14 protein-coding genes are annotated in these 14,989 nt (G+C 57.5%); 1 reads left to right on the top strand and 13 read right to left on the bottom strand.

Going from position 1 to position 14,989, the window contains the following annotated elements; genetic code table 11:
• Window positions 1–27 precede the first annotated feature (27 nt).
• Window positions 28–1,689: a methyl-accepting chemotaxis protein gene (locus FBY13_RS12005; RefSeq protein WP_145394247.1), complete on the top strand. Its 1,662-nt coding sequence runs from the start codon at window positions 28–30 to the stop codon at window positions 1,687–1,689.
• Window positions 1,690–1,736: 47 nt separating this feature from the next.
• Here the strand turns inward: FBY13_RS12005 and FBY13_RS12010 are convergent, their stop codons facing one another.
• The 13 genes from FBY13_RS12010 to FBY13_RS12070 all read right to left on the bottom strand — a co-directional run bounded on the left by FBY13_RS12010 (window position 1,737) and on the right by FBY13_RS12070 (window position 14,947).
• Window positions 1,737–2,810, bottom strand: coding sequence for an acyltransferase (locus FBY13_RS12010; protein WP_145394248.1), 1,074 nt, complete (start codon window positions 2,808–2,810; stop codon window positions 1,737–1,739).
• A 266-nt stretch (window positions 2,811–3,076) separates the two neighbouring features.
• Complete coding sequence (locus FBY13_RS12015) at window positions 3,077–3,595, bottom strand: DUF1440 domain-containing protein (protein WP_063878076.1); 519 nt, start codon at window positions 3,593–3,595, stop codon at window positions 3,077–3,079.
• A gap of 38 nt (window positions 3,596–3,633) precedes the next feature.
• Window positions 3,634–4,332: an L-ribulose-5-phosphate 4-epimerase gene (gene araD / locus FBY13_RS12020; protein ID WP_145394249.1), complete on the bottom strand. Its 699-nt coding sequence runs from the start codon at window positions 4,330–4,332 to the stop codon at window positions 3,634–3,636.
• Window positions 4,329–5,189, bottom strand: coding sequence for an L-ribulose-5-phosphate 3-epimerase (locus FBY13_RS12025; protein WP_063878078.1), 861 nt, complete (start codon window positions 5,187–5,189; stop codon window positions 4,329–4,331). Before FBY13_RS12025 ends, araD begins: the two co-directional genes overlap by 4 nt.
• On the bottom strand, window positions 5,186–5,842 hold the full coding sequence (ulaD, locus tag FBY13_RS12030) for a 3-keto-L-gulonate-6-phosphate decarboxylase UlaD (RefSeq protein ID WP_109716725.1): 657 nt from the start codon (window positions 5,840–5,842) through the stop codon (window positions 5,186–5,188). The genes FBY13_RS12025 and ulaD overlap by 4 nt, the downstream gene beginning before the upstream one ends.
• Window positions 5,839–7,320, bottom strand: coding sequence for an FGGY-family carbohydrate kinase (locus FBY13_RS12035; protein WP_145394250.1), 1,482 nt, complete (start codon window positions 7,318–7,320; stop codon window positions 5,839–5,841). The genes ulaD and FBY13_RS12035 overlap by 4 nt, the downstream gene beginning before the upstream one ends.
• Window positions 7,317–8,612, bottom strand: a complete 1,296-nt coding sequence (locus FBY13_RS12040) for an MFS transporter (RefSeq protein WP_063878081.1) — start codon at window positions 8,610–8,612, stop codon at window positions 7,317–7,319. Before FBY13_RS12040 ends, FBY13_RS12035 begins: the two co-directional genes overlap by 4 nt.
• Window positions 8,613–8,627: 15 nt before the next feature.
• Window positions 8,628–9,095, bottom strand: coding sequence for a YhcH/YjgK/YiaL family protein (locus FBY13_RS12045; protein WP_145394251.1), 468 nt, complete (start codon window positions 9,093–9,095; stop codon window positions 8,628–8,630).
• A 10-nt stretch (window positions 9,096–9,105) separates the two neighbouring features.
• The gene (gene yiaK, locus FBY13_RS12050; RefSeq protein WP_145394252.1) at window positions 9,106–10,104 is read right to left on the bottom strand and encodes a 3-dehydro-L-gulonate 2-dehydrogenase; all 999 of its coding nucleotides are present in this window, start codon (window positions 10,102–10,104) and stop codon (window positions 9,106–9,108) included.
• A 251-nt stretch (window positions 10,105–10,355) separates the two neighbouring features.
• Window positions 10,356–11,186, bottom strand: a complete 831-nt coding sequence (locus FBY13_RS12055) for an SMP-30/gluconolactonase/LRE family protein (protein ID WP_145394253.1) — start codon at window positions 11,184–11,186, stop codon at window positions 10,356–10,358.
• 14 nt (window positions 11,187–11,200) lie between these two features.
• Window positions 11,201–12,301, bottom strand: a complete 1,101-nt coding sequence (locus tag FBY13_RS12060; protein ID WP_145394254.1) for a substrate-binding domain-containing protein — start codon at window positions 12,299–12,301, stop codon at window positions 11,201–11,203.
• Window positions 12,298–13,398 (bottom strand): ABC transporter permease, encoded by a 1,101-nt coding sequence (locus FBY13_RS12065; protein ID WP_063878086.1) that lies wholly within the window; start codon window positions 13,396–13,398, stop codon window positions 12,298–12,300. Before FBY13_RS12065 ends, FBY13_RS12060 begins: the two co-directional genes overlap by 4 nt.
• A gap of 22 nt (window positions 13,399–13,420) precedes the next feature.
• Entirely contained in the window at window positions 13,421–14,947 is a 1,527-nt protein-coding gene (locus tag FBY13_RS12070; protein WP_109716723.1) for a sugar ABC transporter ATP-binding protein, read from the bottom strand.
• Window positions 14,948–14,989: the final 42 nt, after the last annotated feature.

Here is a 14,989-nt window from a genome sequence, read left to right on the forward strand (position 1 = left end):
TTTCCTCTACATCAGGTGAATAAAGCTATGACCATTACCCAGAGACTGTTTCTGACCTTCTCGTTGCTTGCTGCCTCACTGGCTGCCTTAGCCGTGGTCGCTATCCTGGTCGTGACCGGCTTTCAGTCACGCTTTGACTATGTTCAGCAAAATACCATTCCGTCGATTATCGACCTGAACAAGCTGGTGGACAGCAGTAACGCCCTGACGGTTATGCTCTACCGCCACCAGAGTGCCACCGATCCCCGTAAGCAGGCACAGTTTGAAAAAGATATTGGCTCGACGATCAACGACTTAAAGAAACTTAACCAGTATTACCTGGAACACGATATCTCCAGTACTGAAGATAAGTCGTTAGCTGAACAAGCCTTTGGCACGATGAAAAACATCGAAACCAGACTGCCGGCGTTTTTAGCCGGTTCCCGTGCACAAAACGATGTCGTTTCCCTCGGCGCTATTCAGAGCGACAGCGGGGTTGGACAGGGAATACGCGATCTGCTGAAGGGATACCAGAAGCAGCTGGCGCTGAATGTGGCTATCGGTGAGATGTACAGTAAGGAAAACGGCAAGGCGTATCAGAAAACCCTGTGGGGCATGTCAGGGGGATCGATAGCGATTATCCTGCTGCTCGGCGCGTTTTCGGTTAAGACGATTTTCAGCATCCGTCGTCAGCTTAACGCCATTCGCGCTACCATGGAACACGCCAGTGAGCGGCTTGATCTGACGCTGCGCGCAGACGATGCACGTCGTGACGAGATTGGCTTAACCGCCAGGGCTTACAACCTCCTGGTCAACAATGTGGCGCAGTCGCTGTCATCGGTTGAGCAGGCGTCCCACTCGGTCAGTTCTGCCTCGTCCCAGATTTCAGCCGGTAACGACGATCTCTCTTCCCGCACGGAACAGCAGGCGGCGTCGCTGGAGGAAACGGCGGCCAGCATGTCTGAACTGAGTGAAACCGTACGCCAGACCGCCGAAAACACCCGACTCGCCAGCCAGCTATCCAAAAACGCGCGTGAAATCTCGGAGGACAGCTCAGGTAAAGTCAAAACGATGCTGGGCACCATGACCGATATCAGAAGCAGCTCGGCGAAAATCAACGACATCATTGCATTGATTGAAGGTGTGGCCTTCCAGACGAATATTCTGGCGCTGAATGCGGCGGTTGAAGCGGCTCGGGCGGGTGAGCAGGGACGCGGTTTTGCGGTAGTAGCCGGTGAGGTGCGTAATCTGGCACAGCGTTCATCTTCTTCTGCCCGTGAGATCAAAGCGTTAATCGAGTCATCGATGCGCTACGTAGCAACCGGTGCCGCGCAGGCTGAAGAAGTCGGACAGAATATGGACCGGATGAACGATGCCGTGCGCCAGGTCAACGATCTGGTGGATGAAATTGCGGTAGCGGCTCAGGAGCAGTCGCAGGGCATTGGTCAGGTGCATGAAGCCGTCAACCAGATGGACAGCGTGACCCAGCAAAACGCCGCACTGGTGGAACAGGCTTCTGCCGCCGCGCGTTCGTTAACCGAACAATCCACTTCGCTGCAACAGCTGGTGGCTGCCTTTACTATTCATTCTGCCCAGGTTGTGATGGATAAGCGTCCACCTGTCGCCGTGACGGCTGCGCCCGTGCTTAAGCGCCCACAGCTTGCGGCCGCCGGTGCCGGTGCGCAGGAAGACAACTGGCAGAGCTTCTGATAGCGAAAAAAACAGTGGCCCGTTAAAAGGCCACTGTTTGCCGCAGGCTATGAACTTTTGTGCAGCGTCAGCGGCGTCGATAACCAGCGGGCGACGTGCTTACCTGCCTTAATGGCGGGCTTTTCAATCCAGAAAAACATCACTGACGCCAGCGCCACGCTGATGCTGATGGACAACACAAAGATCATAAAATTATCCGTCCAGGCTTTATCGGCCAGGCTGTTCATCAGCAATATCATGAGCGGGTAATGGATGAGATAGAGCGAATAAGAGATATCACCAAAGAAAATCAGCGCGCGGTTATGACCCCTTTCGCTACGATAACCGAGCATCACGGTGATGCTCATGATCGCCGCGGCCAGCCAGAAACCCCCGTTCAGGCCAAACGGCTGCGGCCCAATCATCAGCGCCGTCGCGAACGCCAGCACCAGCCCGACCTGCAGTATTCTGCGCCCCTGAGGCGTCAGCTCAGGCAGCTTCTGCTTCACGATTAACTCCGCCAGCATCATGCCTAAGATAAACTCCATGCAGATGGTATTGCTGATGAGTTTGATCCACGCCTGCCACCAGTGCGTCACCGCCATATGGGGCGATACCTGGGATGAAAAAGCAAAACTGCCGTTGTAATACAGCTGAAAACCCACGCTGGAGGCGAGAAAAATCAGCGCACACAAATAGCTACGATAGCGGTAGTTGATGCACATCGCGACGGTGAACACGGCGTAAAACAGGATTTCGTAGGACAGCGTCCAGGGCGGCCCCAATGCGCTAAACCCAAAGGTCGGGCCGGGACTGCTGTAATCCTGCAGACAAAAATAGAGTGCGCAGGACATGTCCTGAAGTGAACGATCGTGATAAACCACCACGAACGAGAGCAGCCAGACCACGAAGAATACCGGCCAGATGCGGAAAAAGCGTTTCACCATGAACGAGGTCGGGGCTTCGTTAAACTGGTGGGTAATAAAGGTCATGATGAAGCCGCTGATAATAAAGAACACGTCCACGCCCAGCGCGCCGGGAATGTGCCGGGTCCAGTGGCCTTCTAACAGCGATGAGTTGTGTGCCAGCACCACGAGTAACGCAGCGAGACCGCGCAGATACTGGATTGAGACGATTTTCATGAGCGTTACAGGCCTGTCGGTTTACTCAATAACGGCGATCGCCTAAGCGAGCCGATTAGGGTTAAGCGTAGGCCGTATTGTAAAAACGACTTAACGATTATCAACCCTCATTTCCAGACGGGATAAAATAATTCACGCGTGTTTCGGTTATTTTGCGGAAGATGTGGCTGATATCGCAGTAGTTTGGCGCACAGGATAAAATGTGCGCCGCAGGGATTTCAGAGGGTTCTTAACTAAAGGTTATGTCTGGCGCCCCGGTCTTGCGCTCAGAGAGGCTGGCGTCGCCGGGCCTGTTCACAGAAGGCGCGTCTGAATATCTCTATCGTCCACATCCAGAGAATATGCCCCAGGGTTTCCGACGCGATTTCTGCGAGCGGCAGGTGCCATAACGCCGGTGCCCAGCCGTTCATCGGCAGTATTACGCCGTGAAACGCCAGCGTGATGACGATGGCGAAAGCGACACCCTGGCCCAGGGTGACTGCCGGGACGATCTCCGCGAGTGCGCAGTAGAGCAGAGCAAAGAAAATGGAGAACAGGTGATGTACACCGGCAATGCCCCAGTTCACCACGTGATCGGAATAGTGATAAACCAGGCTGCTGACGTTGATCCCCATATCATGCAGCATCTCAGCAGGCGGAATCGCCCTGTCAGGCGTTCTGGGTGGAAAGGGATTTTCGGTTCCCCATTTTACAAAACTGGCGACATTGCCGCCGCAAAACCCCGCCCACAGCGCCAGACCATAATGCCGGTCGGCAGGGGATGTCAGATGAAACAACCTGTTCATAGTCAACCGCTCCTGCTGAGTGTGATAAAAAACGTGAATTACTGACCGTAATAGGCATTCGCCCCATGCTTTCGGAGAAAGTGCTTGTCCAGCAGGGGCTGCTGCATGTGCGTGATACCGGGCGTCAGCTGGCGGGAGAAAATGCCCATATAGGCGATCTCTTCCAGCACCACCGCGTTGTGTACCGCGTTGTCGGCGTCTTTCCCCCAGGCGAATGGCCCGTGAGCGTTAACCAACACGGCGGGGATCGCGACCGGACTGATACCACGCGTGCGGAAGGCTTCGATGATCACTTCGCCGGTATTGTGTTCGTAATCGTGGGCGATTTCGGCCTCCGTCATCAGTCGGGTGCAGGGAATCGCGCCGTAGAAATAGTCAGCATGGGTGGTGCCCCAGGCGGGCAGATCCTGACCGGCCTGTGCCCAGATGGTGGCGTGGCGCGAATGGGTGTGCACAATGCCACCAATATCGTCAAAGGCCCGGTAGAGTGCCAGGTGCGTCGCGGTATCTGATGAGGGCTTTTTGCTGCCGTCCACCACCCGTCCGCTCTCCAGTTCCACCACGACGATGTCGTTTACTGTCATACCGTCATAGTCCACGCCGGACGGCTTGATCGCCACCAGGCCCTGGGCGCGATCGACAGCGCTAACGTTGCCCCAGGTAAAGGTCACCAGTTGATGGCGCGGCAGCGCCAGGTTGGCGGCCAGCACCTGCTCTTTCATTGCGGCTATGCTCATACTAAACCTCCTTCCTGCATTTTCTGTTCAATCCAGCGCCGGGCCTGGACGATTTCGGCAACCGGTTCTTCGGCTTTTTCTGTCCACATTTCAATCAGGAACGAGCCGCGATAATTCAGTGCTTTGAGCGTGCGGAACACGCCGACAAAGTCGACGCAGCCTTGACCAAAGGGCACGTCACGAAACTGTCCTGGTGAGCTTGCGGTCACGGGTTGAGTATCTTTCAAATGAATGGCGGCGATGCGGTCAATGCCCAGGGTCAACTCGGCGGTCACATCGTTGCCCCAGGCGCTGAGATTGCCCACATCCGGATACACGGAAAACCACGGTGAAGCCTGCTGCTGCTCCCAGACTTTCCACTTGCTGATGGCGTTCATAAACTCGGTGTCCATGATCTCAACCGCCAGCATCACCTGGGCCGCGGCAGCGCGCTGCACCGCGCGTGACAGCCCTTCGGCAAAGCGCGCCACGGTGCTTTCATCGTGGGGTTCGTAATACACGTCGTAACCCGCCAGCTGAATCGTGCGGATACCGACGTCCTTTGCCAGCTGGATAGCCCGATCGATCAGATCGTCCGCGCGCTGGCGGATCGCCGGATCGTGACTGCCAAAGGGAAAGCGGCGGTGTCCCGACAGGCACATGGAGGGAATGGTGACGCCGGTTTCAATCGTGGCATTCACCAGCGACAGCCGCTGCTCTTTGCTCCAGTTCAGACGCGCCAGCCGCGCATCGGTTTCGTCCACCGACATTTCCACAAAATCAAAACCACAGGCTTTTGCCAGCGCCAGGCGTTCAGGCCAGGTGAGGTTAGCGGGCAGGGCTTTCTCGTAAATACCTAACGGATGCTGGTGTTTCATACGGTTCCCCAAATGCTGGCAATGGCCTGATGGAATTCTGCGGCGCGCTGGATGCCGCTGGCGGGATCGCTGAGGGCGCGTCCGGCGATAAACGCCTTAACGTCAACCTCTTTAAATTGTGAAAGATCCTGAGGCGTAATCCCGCCGGTGATGGAGAGGGCGAAACCCAAATCGGATAAGGCTTTCATGGTATCCAGGTCGTGCTGATTCCACTGCTGACCGCTGGCCTGCGCATCCCGGCCACGATGATAAATGGCCTGTTTTAGCCCCAGTTGCCGCCATTTTCGCGCATCATCCAGCGTCCAGTTGCCAAACAGTTCAATCTGAATATCGCCCTGGTGCTGCTGTGCCACCTCCAGCGCGCTGGCAAAGGTCGCCAGCGGAGCGGCACAGATGACCGTCATCCAGCTTGCGCCCGCCGTAAAGGCCATGTCTGCCAGGGTGCCGCCGGCATCCGCCACTTTATAGTCAGCCACCAGGGTTTTCTCCGGGTGCTGCTGGCGCAGACGGCGCACGGCTTCGACCCCGCAGCTCAGGCACAGCAGCGTACCGGCTTCGATGATATCCACGTGTGGGTGCAGCTGTTGTGCGGTACTCAGCGCCGCCTCCAGCTCGGTATGATCCAGCGCCAGCTGGAGTAAGGGCAGGCTCATAAGGTGGCTCCTTGTGCATCACTCAGGACGCGGATCAGATGCTGATAACGCTGATACTTCTGCTGATAACGGGCATGTCTTGTGCTGTCTGGCTGCCAGGTCACGATATCCGGCGCTAAGGCCTGCTGCGCCTGTTGCAGCGAGGCGTAAGCGCCCGTCCCGGCTAGCGCGACCAGGGCCGCACCCAGACAGCCGCTTTCGCTGATCTGCGGCACTTCTACCGTCAGGCCGCTGGCATCGGCAAACATCTGCATCCAGGGGGCGGATCGTGTGGGACCGCCGCTCAGACGCAGGGCGGTAACCTGAGGAAAGCGTTGCAGAATGCGGTTCAGATGCGTCAGGTGGGAAAACACCACACCTTCGTAGATGGCCTGCACCAGATGGGCGCGGTTGTGACCCGCCTGCAGGCCAAAGAAGCTGCCGTGCAGATCGGCCCCGGCGTTGGTGCCGTACAAAAAAGGCAGAAACAGCAGCGCGTTGCTGGCGGGTTCCAGCTCGGTGACCCACTGGTTTAGCTGGTCGTAATCGCTAATGCCCCACTGTTCACAGAACCATTCCAGGTTGGCCGCCGAGGTCGGGCTGGCTTCATGGATCAGGTACTGTCCCTCGATGGCATAGCGGCCATAAACGTAGGGATAGTCTGTTTCATCGCGGATGCAGTCGGTAATGCCGCTGGTTACCGACCAGGTGCCCATCACCGCGTTCAGGCGCGTTGCGTCATTCAGCCCCGCACACAGGGCAGTGGACATCACGTCAAACAGACCGCCGACCACGGGCGTACCGGGCAGCAAACCGCATGCGGCGGCAGCCTGCGAGGTAACATAACCGGCAATCTGCGTCGACCCAATAATCGGGGGCAGCGCGGGAACGATTTCGCTGATATCCAGCATCTCAGCCAACGCCGGCGACCAGTCGGCGGCCTGCATGTCGTACAGATTGGATTCCGAGATATTGGTTTCTTCACAGGCCAGCTCACCGGTCAGACAGAAACGCAGATAGTCGTGGGCCATCAGCACGCTACCAATCGCGGCATAGCGCTGCGGCTGATGCTGCTTTAGCCAGCGCAGGAGTGAAACCGGATGGCCGGTCCACAGCGTCTGTCGCGTGAGCGGGTAGAGCTGCTGCGGCAGGCCTTCCCGCTGCCACTGTTGGACCAGGCTCAGGGCGCGACGATCGGAGGATAAGATGCCATTCCCCAGTGGATTGCGATCTTTATCCAGCAGAAACAGCCCTTTACCCTGAGCAGAGATGCCTAATCCAGCAACGTCGGCGGCATCCTGACCGCTACTGGTCAGGACCTCGCGAATCACCGCTGCCGCTTGCTGCCAGAGCAGCGTCATATCGCGTTCAGCATAACCCGGCTCTGGCACCAGTATCGGCAGGTTTTGCCGTGCAACGGCCAGCTCGCGGCCCTGCATATCGTACAGCCCGGCTTTAATAAAGGTGCCGCCACAGTCCAGTCCCAGCCAGCGTTTCATACTGCCTCCCGTTTCGCAGAATCACAGCGGGCAGGCAGCGTCATGGCCAGCAGCGCCGCCAGCGCCAGCGAAATGGCCAGGCTGTAAACCCCGGCATCTTTGCTGTAGAACGCAATCAGCATGCCGACCATATAAGGCCCGCAGAAGCCGCCCAGGTTGCCCAGCGCGTTGATCAGGCCGCGTGCCCCGCCCGCGACCTCGGCATTGAACAGGCGCGGCGGAATACTCCAGAACACGCCCGCCGCAGACTGAATAAACACGCCACAGCCCACCAGCGCCGCGTAGGACCACCAGATGTGTGCTTTAAGCAATACCGACAGCGCCATGCACAGCGCAAAGCCGGCCAGTGGCAGTGCGACAAACAGCTTGCGCCGGCCGGTTGCATCCGACAGAACAGAGAACAGAAACATGCCGAAGATCGCCCCGACATAGGGCAGGATGGCCAGCATACCGACCTGTTCGACGTTGCCGTGGGTCAGCTCTTTCAGAATGGTGGGCAACCACAGGGTGTAACCGTAAATGCCGGTCTGATAGAAAAAATTGACCAGAATCAGCCGCCACATCACGGGCTCGCGCATGACCCGCAGCAGAGAGGCATTACGCACGTTCTGCCCTTTGATCATCAGCTGCTCGTTGTGCAGGGTGGTGATCAGATACTGCTTTTCAGCCGGAGAAATCCACGTGGCTTCCTGCGGCCGGTTGCTGATGGTGAAATGCCACAGGGCCATGACCACCAGCGATAATGCGCCTTCCACGTAAAACAGCATGCGCCAGTCCCAGGCGGTAATGATCCAGCCAGAGAGCGGGGCGGTAATGATCCCGGCGATCGGCACAAACATGATCACAATGGCATTGGCGCGACCGCGTTCGGCATCCGGGAACCAGTTGCCGATCATCGTCAGCACCACCGGCAGCATACCGCCTTCGGCGATCCCTAACGCGAAGCGCAGCGCCAGCAGTTGATACTGGCTGGTTGCCATACCGGTCAGCATCGAGATGATCGCCCAGGCCAGCAGTGACCAGCCGATAAAGCGTTTGCCATTGCCATACACGGCCAGCTTGCCGCCCGGCACCTGCAAAAAAAGATAACCAATAAAGAAAATGCCGCCCGCCAGTCCGGCCATCGACGCGCTGATGCCCAGTTCGGCGTCCATGCCGCCCGGCATGGCAAAGGCAATATTGACCCGATCCATATAAGAAATGATGCAGGTGATCAGGATGGGTGGAATGATCCTTAGCCAGCGCAGGGCGGGGATCTTCTCACGATTAACGGCGGTCGATGTCAGACTCATGGCATTCCTCCTTGCCTAGACCAGATCGCGGGTGGGGATCTTAACCACCACTTTGCGAATCGGTCCGGGCTTGCCCACCGCGCAATTTGGTCGGTGAATATCCTGCGGGAAAAACACGGCGAAGGTGCCTGGCAGCATGCGCACCAGGGTTTCTTCCGGCGCGTGCTGGTAAAAGATGATGTCGCGCTTGCTGTCGTAAGGCTGATGCACCGGTAAATCCACAGGCTGCGTGGCGACGCCGATGACTTCTTCCCCTGCTACCAGATATTGCACATCAATATGCAGGCGATGCGCTTCCGGGTAGTTCTCTTCAGGCGCGGCGGTGTGCAGATCCAGTACCTGCATGGTCCAGCCCGTTTCGCTGTCCTGATAACGTCCCGCAGCCATAATGGTCAGGTCGTGGCGGGCGAGACAGGCGATCGCTTTGGCAATCGCCGGGGGATAGTGACGCGGGTCGGTGTTCGCAATATGTCCGGTGATCATGGTTTCCCCCTTACAGCGCCTGAATACGCGCCCAGATGCGATCGTCCACTGGAATACCAAGACGCTGGTTTTCAGCCCGCAGCGGCGGAAACTTATCGCCGGGCAGGCGAATGGCCTGCTCGCTGTCGGCCCGTTCAGCGTTGATAATCGATGCCCGGATACGGTCGAGCTTGTGCTGGCGGGTTTCACCATCAATGAGCCGGTCGACATCAATCGCGATAAAGACCTGCGAGATGCCGAATTCATCGCCGTTGTCGTGTGTCACTTCGGTGACGGAGGCACCGTTGGAGAGCAGGGTGGCCAGCATGTCCAGCACGACCGACAGCGCGGAGCCTTTCCAGTAACCCATAGGTAAGATGCGGCGGTTTTGCTCAAGGGTGGCCGGATCGCGGGTGTAATTGCCTTCATCATCAAATCCGCCATCGACCGGCAGGCTTTTACCGGCCAGACGGTTCACCTCCAGCATGCCGTAGGAGAACATCGACATTGACATATCCACCATGGTGATCGGCTCGCCCGGCACGGCGATGATCAGCGGGTTAGTCCCGATCGCCCCACTTTTCGCGCCCCAGGGCGGCATCACGGCAATAGAGTTCGTCCAGCAAATGCCCACAAAGCCCTTTTCCGCCGCCTGCCAGCCGTAACTGCCGCCGCGCATCCAGTGATTGGCATTACGCAGCGCCACCAGCCCAATCCCGTGGTCGGATGCCACGGCCATAGCGCGTTCCATCATACTGTGCGCGGTGATGTTGCCGATGGCACGCTGGGCATCCCATTGCTCGATCGCGCCCAGCGACAGGACTTTTTGCGGCTCGGCGTCGGGAACGATATGGCCCGCGTCCAGTTGCTGAATAAAACGTGGGAAGCGGTTTATGCCGTGGGAATACACGCCGTTGAGGCTGGTTTCGGTAAACATATGCGCACAGGCTTCGGCTTTATCCTGGGGCACGTTACGACTCGTGAGTACGCGGAGAAACTCCTCATACAACTGCTGATAGCTGATTCTCATACGACTGATACTCCCAGCGTTGCCGCTTATTTCATAATGTGGAATGTCATTTCAACTAAATGCTATGGGGAAAAGACAGGGCAGTCAAAGAAATGACTGAAAAATTAACCATTAAAAATCATGTAGTTATATTTATTGCTGGCTTTTGTGATCTCAGGCTTATTTGCCAGATTTTGCCCACAGAGGGGCCGGTCAGCCACAGACGCGCTGACCTGACAGGTCCTTCTTGCCGTTCTGCCTGCGCAGCCGGTTTAGCGCAACGTTACCCGGTAGAGCGAGGTGTTGGCTGTGATATAGAGTTCATGATTATCCGGTCCACCAAGCGTGCAGTTGGATACCGTCTCAGGGATCGGGATTTTGCCTTTACGCGTCCCCTGAGCGTCAAAAATAATCACGCCGTCCGCGCAGCTACAGTAAATGTCCCCGTTGGCATCGACACAAAAGCCGTCCGGAAAGCCCGGCGTGACATCGGCAAAAAATTTCCCCGGCGACAGTTCCCGTCCTTCAACCTGGTAAACCCGGAGCTGATGGCGTCCCAGCGTCGGGAAGTCCACCACCGACATATCGGCCACATAAAGCAGGCTTTCATCGGGTGAGAATGCCAGCCCGTTAGGGCGCTGCAGATCGCTGGCCGCAATACTGAGCTGCCCGCTGACGGGATCAAAACAGTAGAGATAGCAGCCAATCACCTGGCTGGGGGCCAGATAGCCTTCGTGATCGTTAACGATTCCGTAAGGCGGATCGGTAAACCAGATGGTGCCGTCAGAACGGATCGCCAGATCGTTGGGCGAGTTAAAGCGTTTGCCCTCGACTTTGTCGATCAACACGTTGACCGTGCCGTCTGATTCGGTCCGGCTGATAGCCCGGCGGCCATGTTCGCAACTCACGACGCGTCCCTGACTGTCCCGGGCATTGCCGTTGGCATAGTTAGCATGATGACGCCAGATGCTGAGCTCGCCGTTGCGCTGCCAGCAGTACATGCGGTTGCCTTTCACATCGCTGAACACCACCGCATCGAGCTGCGGCAGCCATACCGGGCCTTCGGCCCAGATGGCAGGGGAACACAGTTTTTCTACCTGCATGCTGCTGGCCTCCGTTACTTCACGCCCCAGATGGTTTTGTAATGCGCCTGATAACCGTTTTCGGGATCGTAATTGTTCTGCGGCCCGCCATCGCGGCTAATGTTTTCCTGGGTAATTAAATGCGCGGGCGTCACATAGCCCGAAGGCGATTGACCGGCGAAGGCGCGGTTAAACTCATCCAGCAGCTGCCAGCCGTGCAGTTTTAACGGTTCAGCCACGGTGGCGACCTGGCTTTCCCCATTGCGAATGCGCTGGAAGGCCGAGATGGACCCATCACCTGCGGAGATGTTGTAAGGCGCGTTTTTACCGCCTTTGCCTGCGGTTTTCAGCGCCGGTGCCATAAAGTCGAAATAGAGATCGTTGATCGCCAGCGAATACTGCCAACGGTCGCCGTACTTCTGTAACAGGCTGAAGGTCAGCGACGGCATACGGTTAGAGGTATCGGCCAGTGGCGTATCAATAAAGTCGATGACCTTACACTCGCTGCATTTTTCAATTTCCTGCTTCATCGCATTGGCTTTATCCAGTGCGATTTTATACAGCGAGTCGGTAAAGATAATGACCTGGGCTTTGCCGCCCGATTTCACCACGGCGTACTGTGCCGCCAGGCGGGCCACCTCGTTTGAGTCCGAGGTAATGTTATCCGTAATGCCGTACTGCTTAATCGGCCCCGGGGCGGGTTCCGCATGCCACGCCATCAGCACAATCTTTTGCTGCACGGCTTTTTTGAGCGGCATTTTGGCGACGTTGGGGTTCCAGCCGCCAATAATGATGCCGTCAGGCCGTTGGGCGATAGCCTGATTCAGGGCAGCGAGCTGATCTTTCACCGATCCCGCGCCGTCCAGCGTATCCAGCTTCCATCCGGCGACTTTCGCCGCCTCGCTCAGCCCCTGTTGCACGCCCTGTACGCCGCCGTTTTTCATATCAGAGGCAATAAAAATCAGTTTCTTATTCGCCTGGAGCTTAGGACCTGTGGTGGGGCCGTCCCAGGTGGTGGCGCTGGACGTGGCTTTGGCGACGGCCGCGGTGGCTTGTTCCAGATAGCTGTCTGCATGTGCGGGCAGAGAAGCTACCAGCATGGCAACGAGAGAAAGACCAAATACCGGATTTTTCATAATGAGTTCCCTGGTGTGATGGTTTTTTGCTGTGGGTCAGGTGTGGTCGCTGGCGTGCCCTGACTGCGCACGACGGCTTTTTGGTTCAACATACGGCGACGCTGGGCGTAACCGGCAAGCGTAATCGACAGCAGCAGCGTGGCGCCGTTAAACAAAGGCTCAACCCAGAAGGCCCCGCCAAATTGCTGGATACCGGCGATACCGATAGCCAGAATGGCAATCCCCACCACGGTGCCCCAGACGTTAACCCGTCCCGGACGAATGGTGGTGCTGCCCAGAAAGGCGCCCACTAGGGCAGGCAGCAGGTAATCCATGCCGACGCTGGCCTGGCCGACGCCCTGTTCGGCGGCGATCAGCACGCCGCTAAAGCCGGTAATGACGCTGGAGGCGATAAAGGAGCCAATCACGTATTTATTAACGGCAATCCCGTTGAGTCGGGCCGCTACGGGATTACCGCCCACGGCATACATGCATCTGCCCAGCGGCGTATGCTCGGTGACCAGCCATAACACCAGCGCCAGGCCCAGCACATAAAATGCGCCAATCGGGATGCCAACAATTTCCGTGCTGTGCAGGGCACTGAAGGCGTCCGGCAAGTCGCCCACAATTTGTCGTCCGCCGGAGTGCCACAGCGCAATGGCATACAGCACCGTGCCGGAGCCGAGCGTGGCGACAAAGCTGTCAATGTCTGCCAGCGCCACCAGAATACCGTTTAGCAGGCCATACAGCGCTGACAATACCAGCACCGTCAGCACCGCCATCTGCCAGGAAAAACCGTATTCCACCTGCAGCGTAATGGCCAGAATGTGCCACAGTACGATGCCAAAGCCGACGTTCAGGTCGATTTTGCCAACGATCATCGGCAACGTGGCCGCCAGCGCCAGCAGTGCAATTTTTGCCTTACTGGACAGAATCGCCTGCACGGTTAACATCGAGGCAAAAGTGGGGGACAGGACTGAAAACATTAACGCTAACAGCACGCACAACAGCAGTAACCCGTAGCGGGTGAGGATCTGCATCGACCACGGCGCAAAGCCATGCTGGGCAAGGCTGACCCGTTGTTCGAGTGCGGTAGATTTCACCGAGGTTTTAGACATATCGTTTCTCCTGACTGCCTGTTCAGACGGTAGCTAATGGGGCAGCAGAACTGGCTGAGGCCAGCTCCAGTAAACCTGCAAAGGTAACCTGTTCATTTCTCAGTTCACCGACCACCTGGCCCCGGTTAAACACCAGAGCGCGGTTGCAGATATGAGCAATTTCTTCAAGGTCATTGGAAATCACCAGCACCGCCACGCCTTCAGCGAGGGCTTTATTGAGCAGGTGATAAATCTCTTCACGTGCGCCGACGTCCACACCGGCAGTGGGATCTTCAAGAATCAGCAGCGGCGCATTCAGGTGCATCCAGCGTGCCATCACCACTTTCTGTTGGTTGCCGCCGGACAGGGCGCTGATATCCAGGTTCACGTCTTTGGGACGCACATCGAACAGCTGGACTTTCCACCAACTGGCTCCGACCTCAGCGCGGCGACCGTAATGGGACATCAGCCGATGACCGCTGGCGCAAGGATTAATAAACAGGTTCTCGCGCACGCTCATCGACATCACCAGGCTTTCGCCGGTGCGATCGCCCGCCACAAACGAGATGCCTGCGGCCATCGCCTCACGCGGGGAGCGCGGGTGGCAGGGTTGGTCGCGGAAGATAACCTCCCCGCTGGTGGACTGCTTCAGACCAAACAGCATCCGACCAATCTCTTCCTGACCGGCACCGCGCAGGCCTGCCAGCGCCAGCATCTCGCCGGGTTGCAGGCTGAAAGAGACCGGGCCGACTTCATCGATGCACAGCTTGTCCAGCGACAGCACAGGCGGACGCGCTTCGGGCAGGGCAAGGCGCTGATTGCTTTCCAGCGCCTCGCCCACAATCATTTCGACCAGATCGTGAAGCTGGTAATCTGCCGTTACGCCCTCTGCCACCCGTTTACCGTCACGCATCACGCAAATACGGTCGGCAATCTCAATCACCTCATCCAGGCGATGTGTCACATAAATCATGCCGACGTTGCGGCTTTTCAGGCGCTCGATTACGCCAAACAGATGACGCACGTCATTGGCGGGCAGCGAGGCGGTCGGCTCATCCAGCACCAGCACTTCGGCGTTGACCGCCACGGCACGGGCGATGGCCAGCAGCGATTTCTCGGTGCGCGACAGTTCAAAGACGCGGGCATCGGGGTCCAGCTGAATACCCACTTCTTCCAGGGCCAAACGCGCTCGCTCACGCACCGCCCGCCAGTTAACCAGACCAAAACGGCGGCTGAATCCCATGACCAGCGCCATATTTTCCGCCACGGTCATCCACTCAATCAGTCCCAGGTCCTGATGAATAAACGCAATGGGTTGGGTGGTGGCGGTTTTTAACGCGGCGGCGGATGCCGTGACGTTGCCCTGAAAGGTAATTTGCCCTTCATCACTGGTGTACACGCCAGCCAGCACTTTGATCAGCGTGGATTTACCTGCGCCGTTTTCCCCCAATAGCGCCACGACTTCGCCGGGGAAAACGTCCAGGCTCACATCGTTAACCGCAGCGTTACCGCCGAAGCGTTTAGTGATATGGCTGAGTGTAAGAACCGGTTTATCCGGATGAGGTTGCATTCCTGCCTCCCGTGACGCCTGGTGAGTATCAGCAGCAAGGGC

The sequence above is a fragment of the Pantoea sp. SJZ147 genome, from assembly GCF_007828605.1.
Lineage (GTDB): Bacteria > Pseudomonadota > Gammaproteobacteria > Enterobacterales > Enterobacteriaceae > Pantoea > Pantoea allii.

Excerpts from the sequence above, each read along its gene's own strand:
- FBY13_RS12060 (WP_145394254.1), bottom strand. The coding sequence starts at position 12,301 with ATGAAAAATCCGGTATTTGGTCTTTCTCTCGTTGCCATGCTGGTAGCT.
- FBY13_RS12065 (WP_063878086.1), bottom strand. The coding sequence starts at position 13,398 with ATGTCTAAAACCTCGGTGAAATCTACCGCACTCGAACAACGGGTCAGC.
- FBY13_RS12015 (WP_063878076.1), bottom strand. The coding sequence starts at position 3,595 with ATGAACAGGTTGTTTCATCTGACATCCCCTGCCGACCGGCATTATGGT.
- yiaK (WP_145394252.1), bottom strand. The coding sequence starts at position 10,104 with ATGAGAATCAGCTATCAGCAGTTGTATGAGGAGTTTCTCCGCGTACTC.
- FBY13_RS12005 (WP_145394247.1), top strand. The coding sequence starts at position 28 with ATGACCATTACCCAGAGACTGTTTCTGACCTTCTCGTTGCTTGCTGCC.
- FBY13_RS12010 (WP_145394248.1), bottom strand. The coding sequence starts at position 2,810 with ATGAAAATCGTCTCAATCCAGTATCTGCGCGGTCTCGCTGCGTTACTC.
- FBY13_RS12025 (WP_063878078.1), bottom strand. The coding sequence starts at position 5,189 with ATGAAACACCAGCATCCGTTAGGTATTTACGAGAAAGCCCTGCCCGCT.
- araD (WP_145394249.1), bottom strand. The coding sequence starts at position 4,332 with ATGAGCATAGCCGCAATGAAAGAGCAGGTGCTGGCCGCCAACCTGGCG.
- FBY13_RS12055 (WP_145394253.1), bottom strand. The coding sequence starts at position 11,186 with ATGCAGGTAGAAAAACTGTGTTCCCCTGCCATCTGGGCCGAAGGCCCG.
- FBY13_RS12045 (WP_145394251.1), bottom strand. The coding sequence starts at position 9,095 with ATGATCACCGGACATATTGCGAACACCGACCCGCGTCACTATCCCCCG.
- ulaD (WP_109716725.1), bottom strand. The coding sequence starts at position 5,842 with ATGAGCCTGCCCTTACTCCAGCTGGCGCTGGATCATACCGAGCTGGAG.
- FBY13_RS12040 (WP_063878081.1), bottom strand. The coding sequence starts at position 8,612 with ATGAGTCTGACATCGACCGCCGTTAATCGTGAGAAGATCCCCGCCCTG.
- FBY13_RS12070 (WP_109716723.1), bottom strand. The coding sequence starts at position 14,947 with ATGCAACCTCATCCGGATAAACCGGTTCTTACACTCAGCCATATCACT.
- FBY13_RS12035 (WP_145394250.1), bottom strand. The coding sequence starts at position 7,320 with ATGAAACGCTGGCTGGGACTGGACTGTGGCGGCACCTTTATTAAAGCC.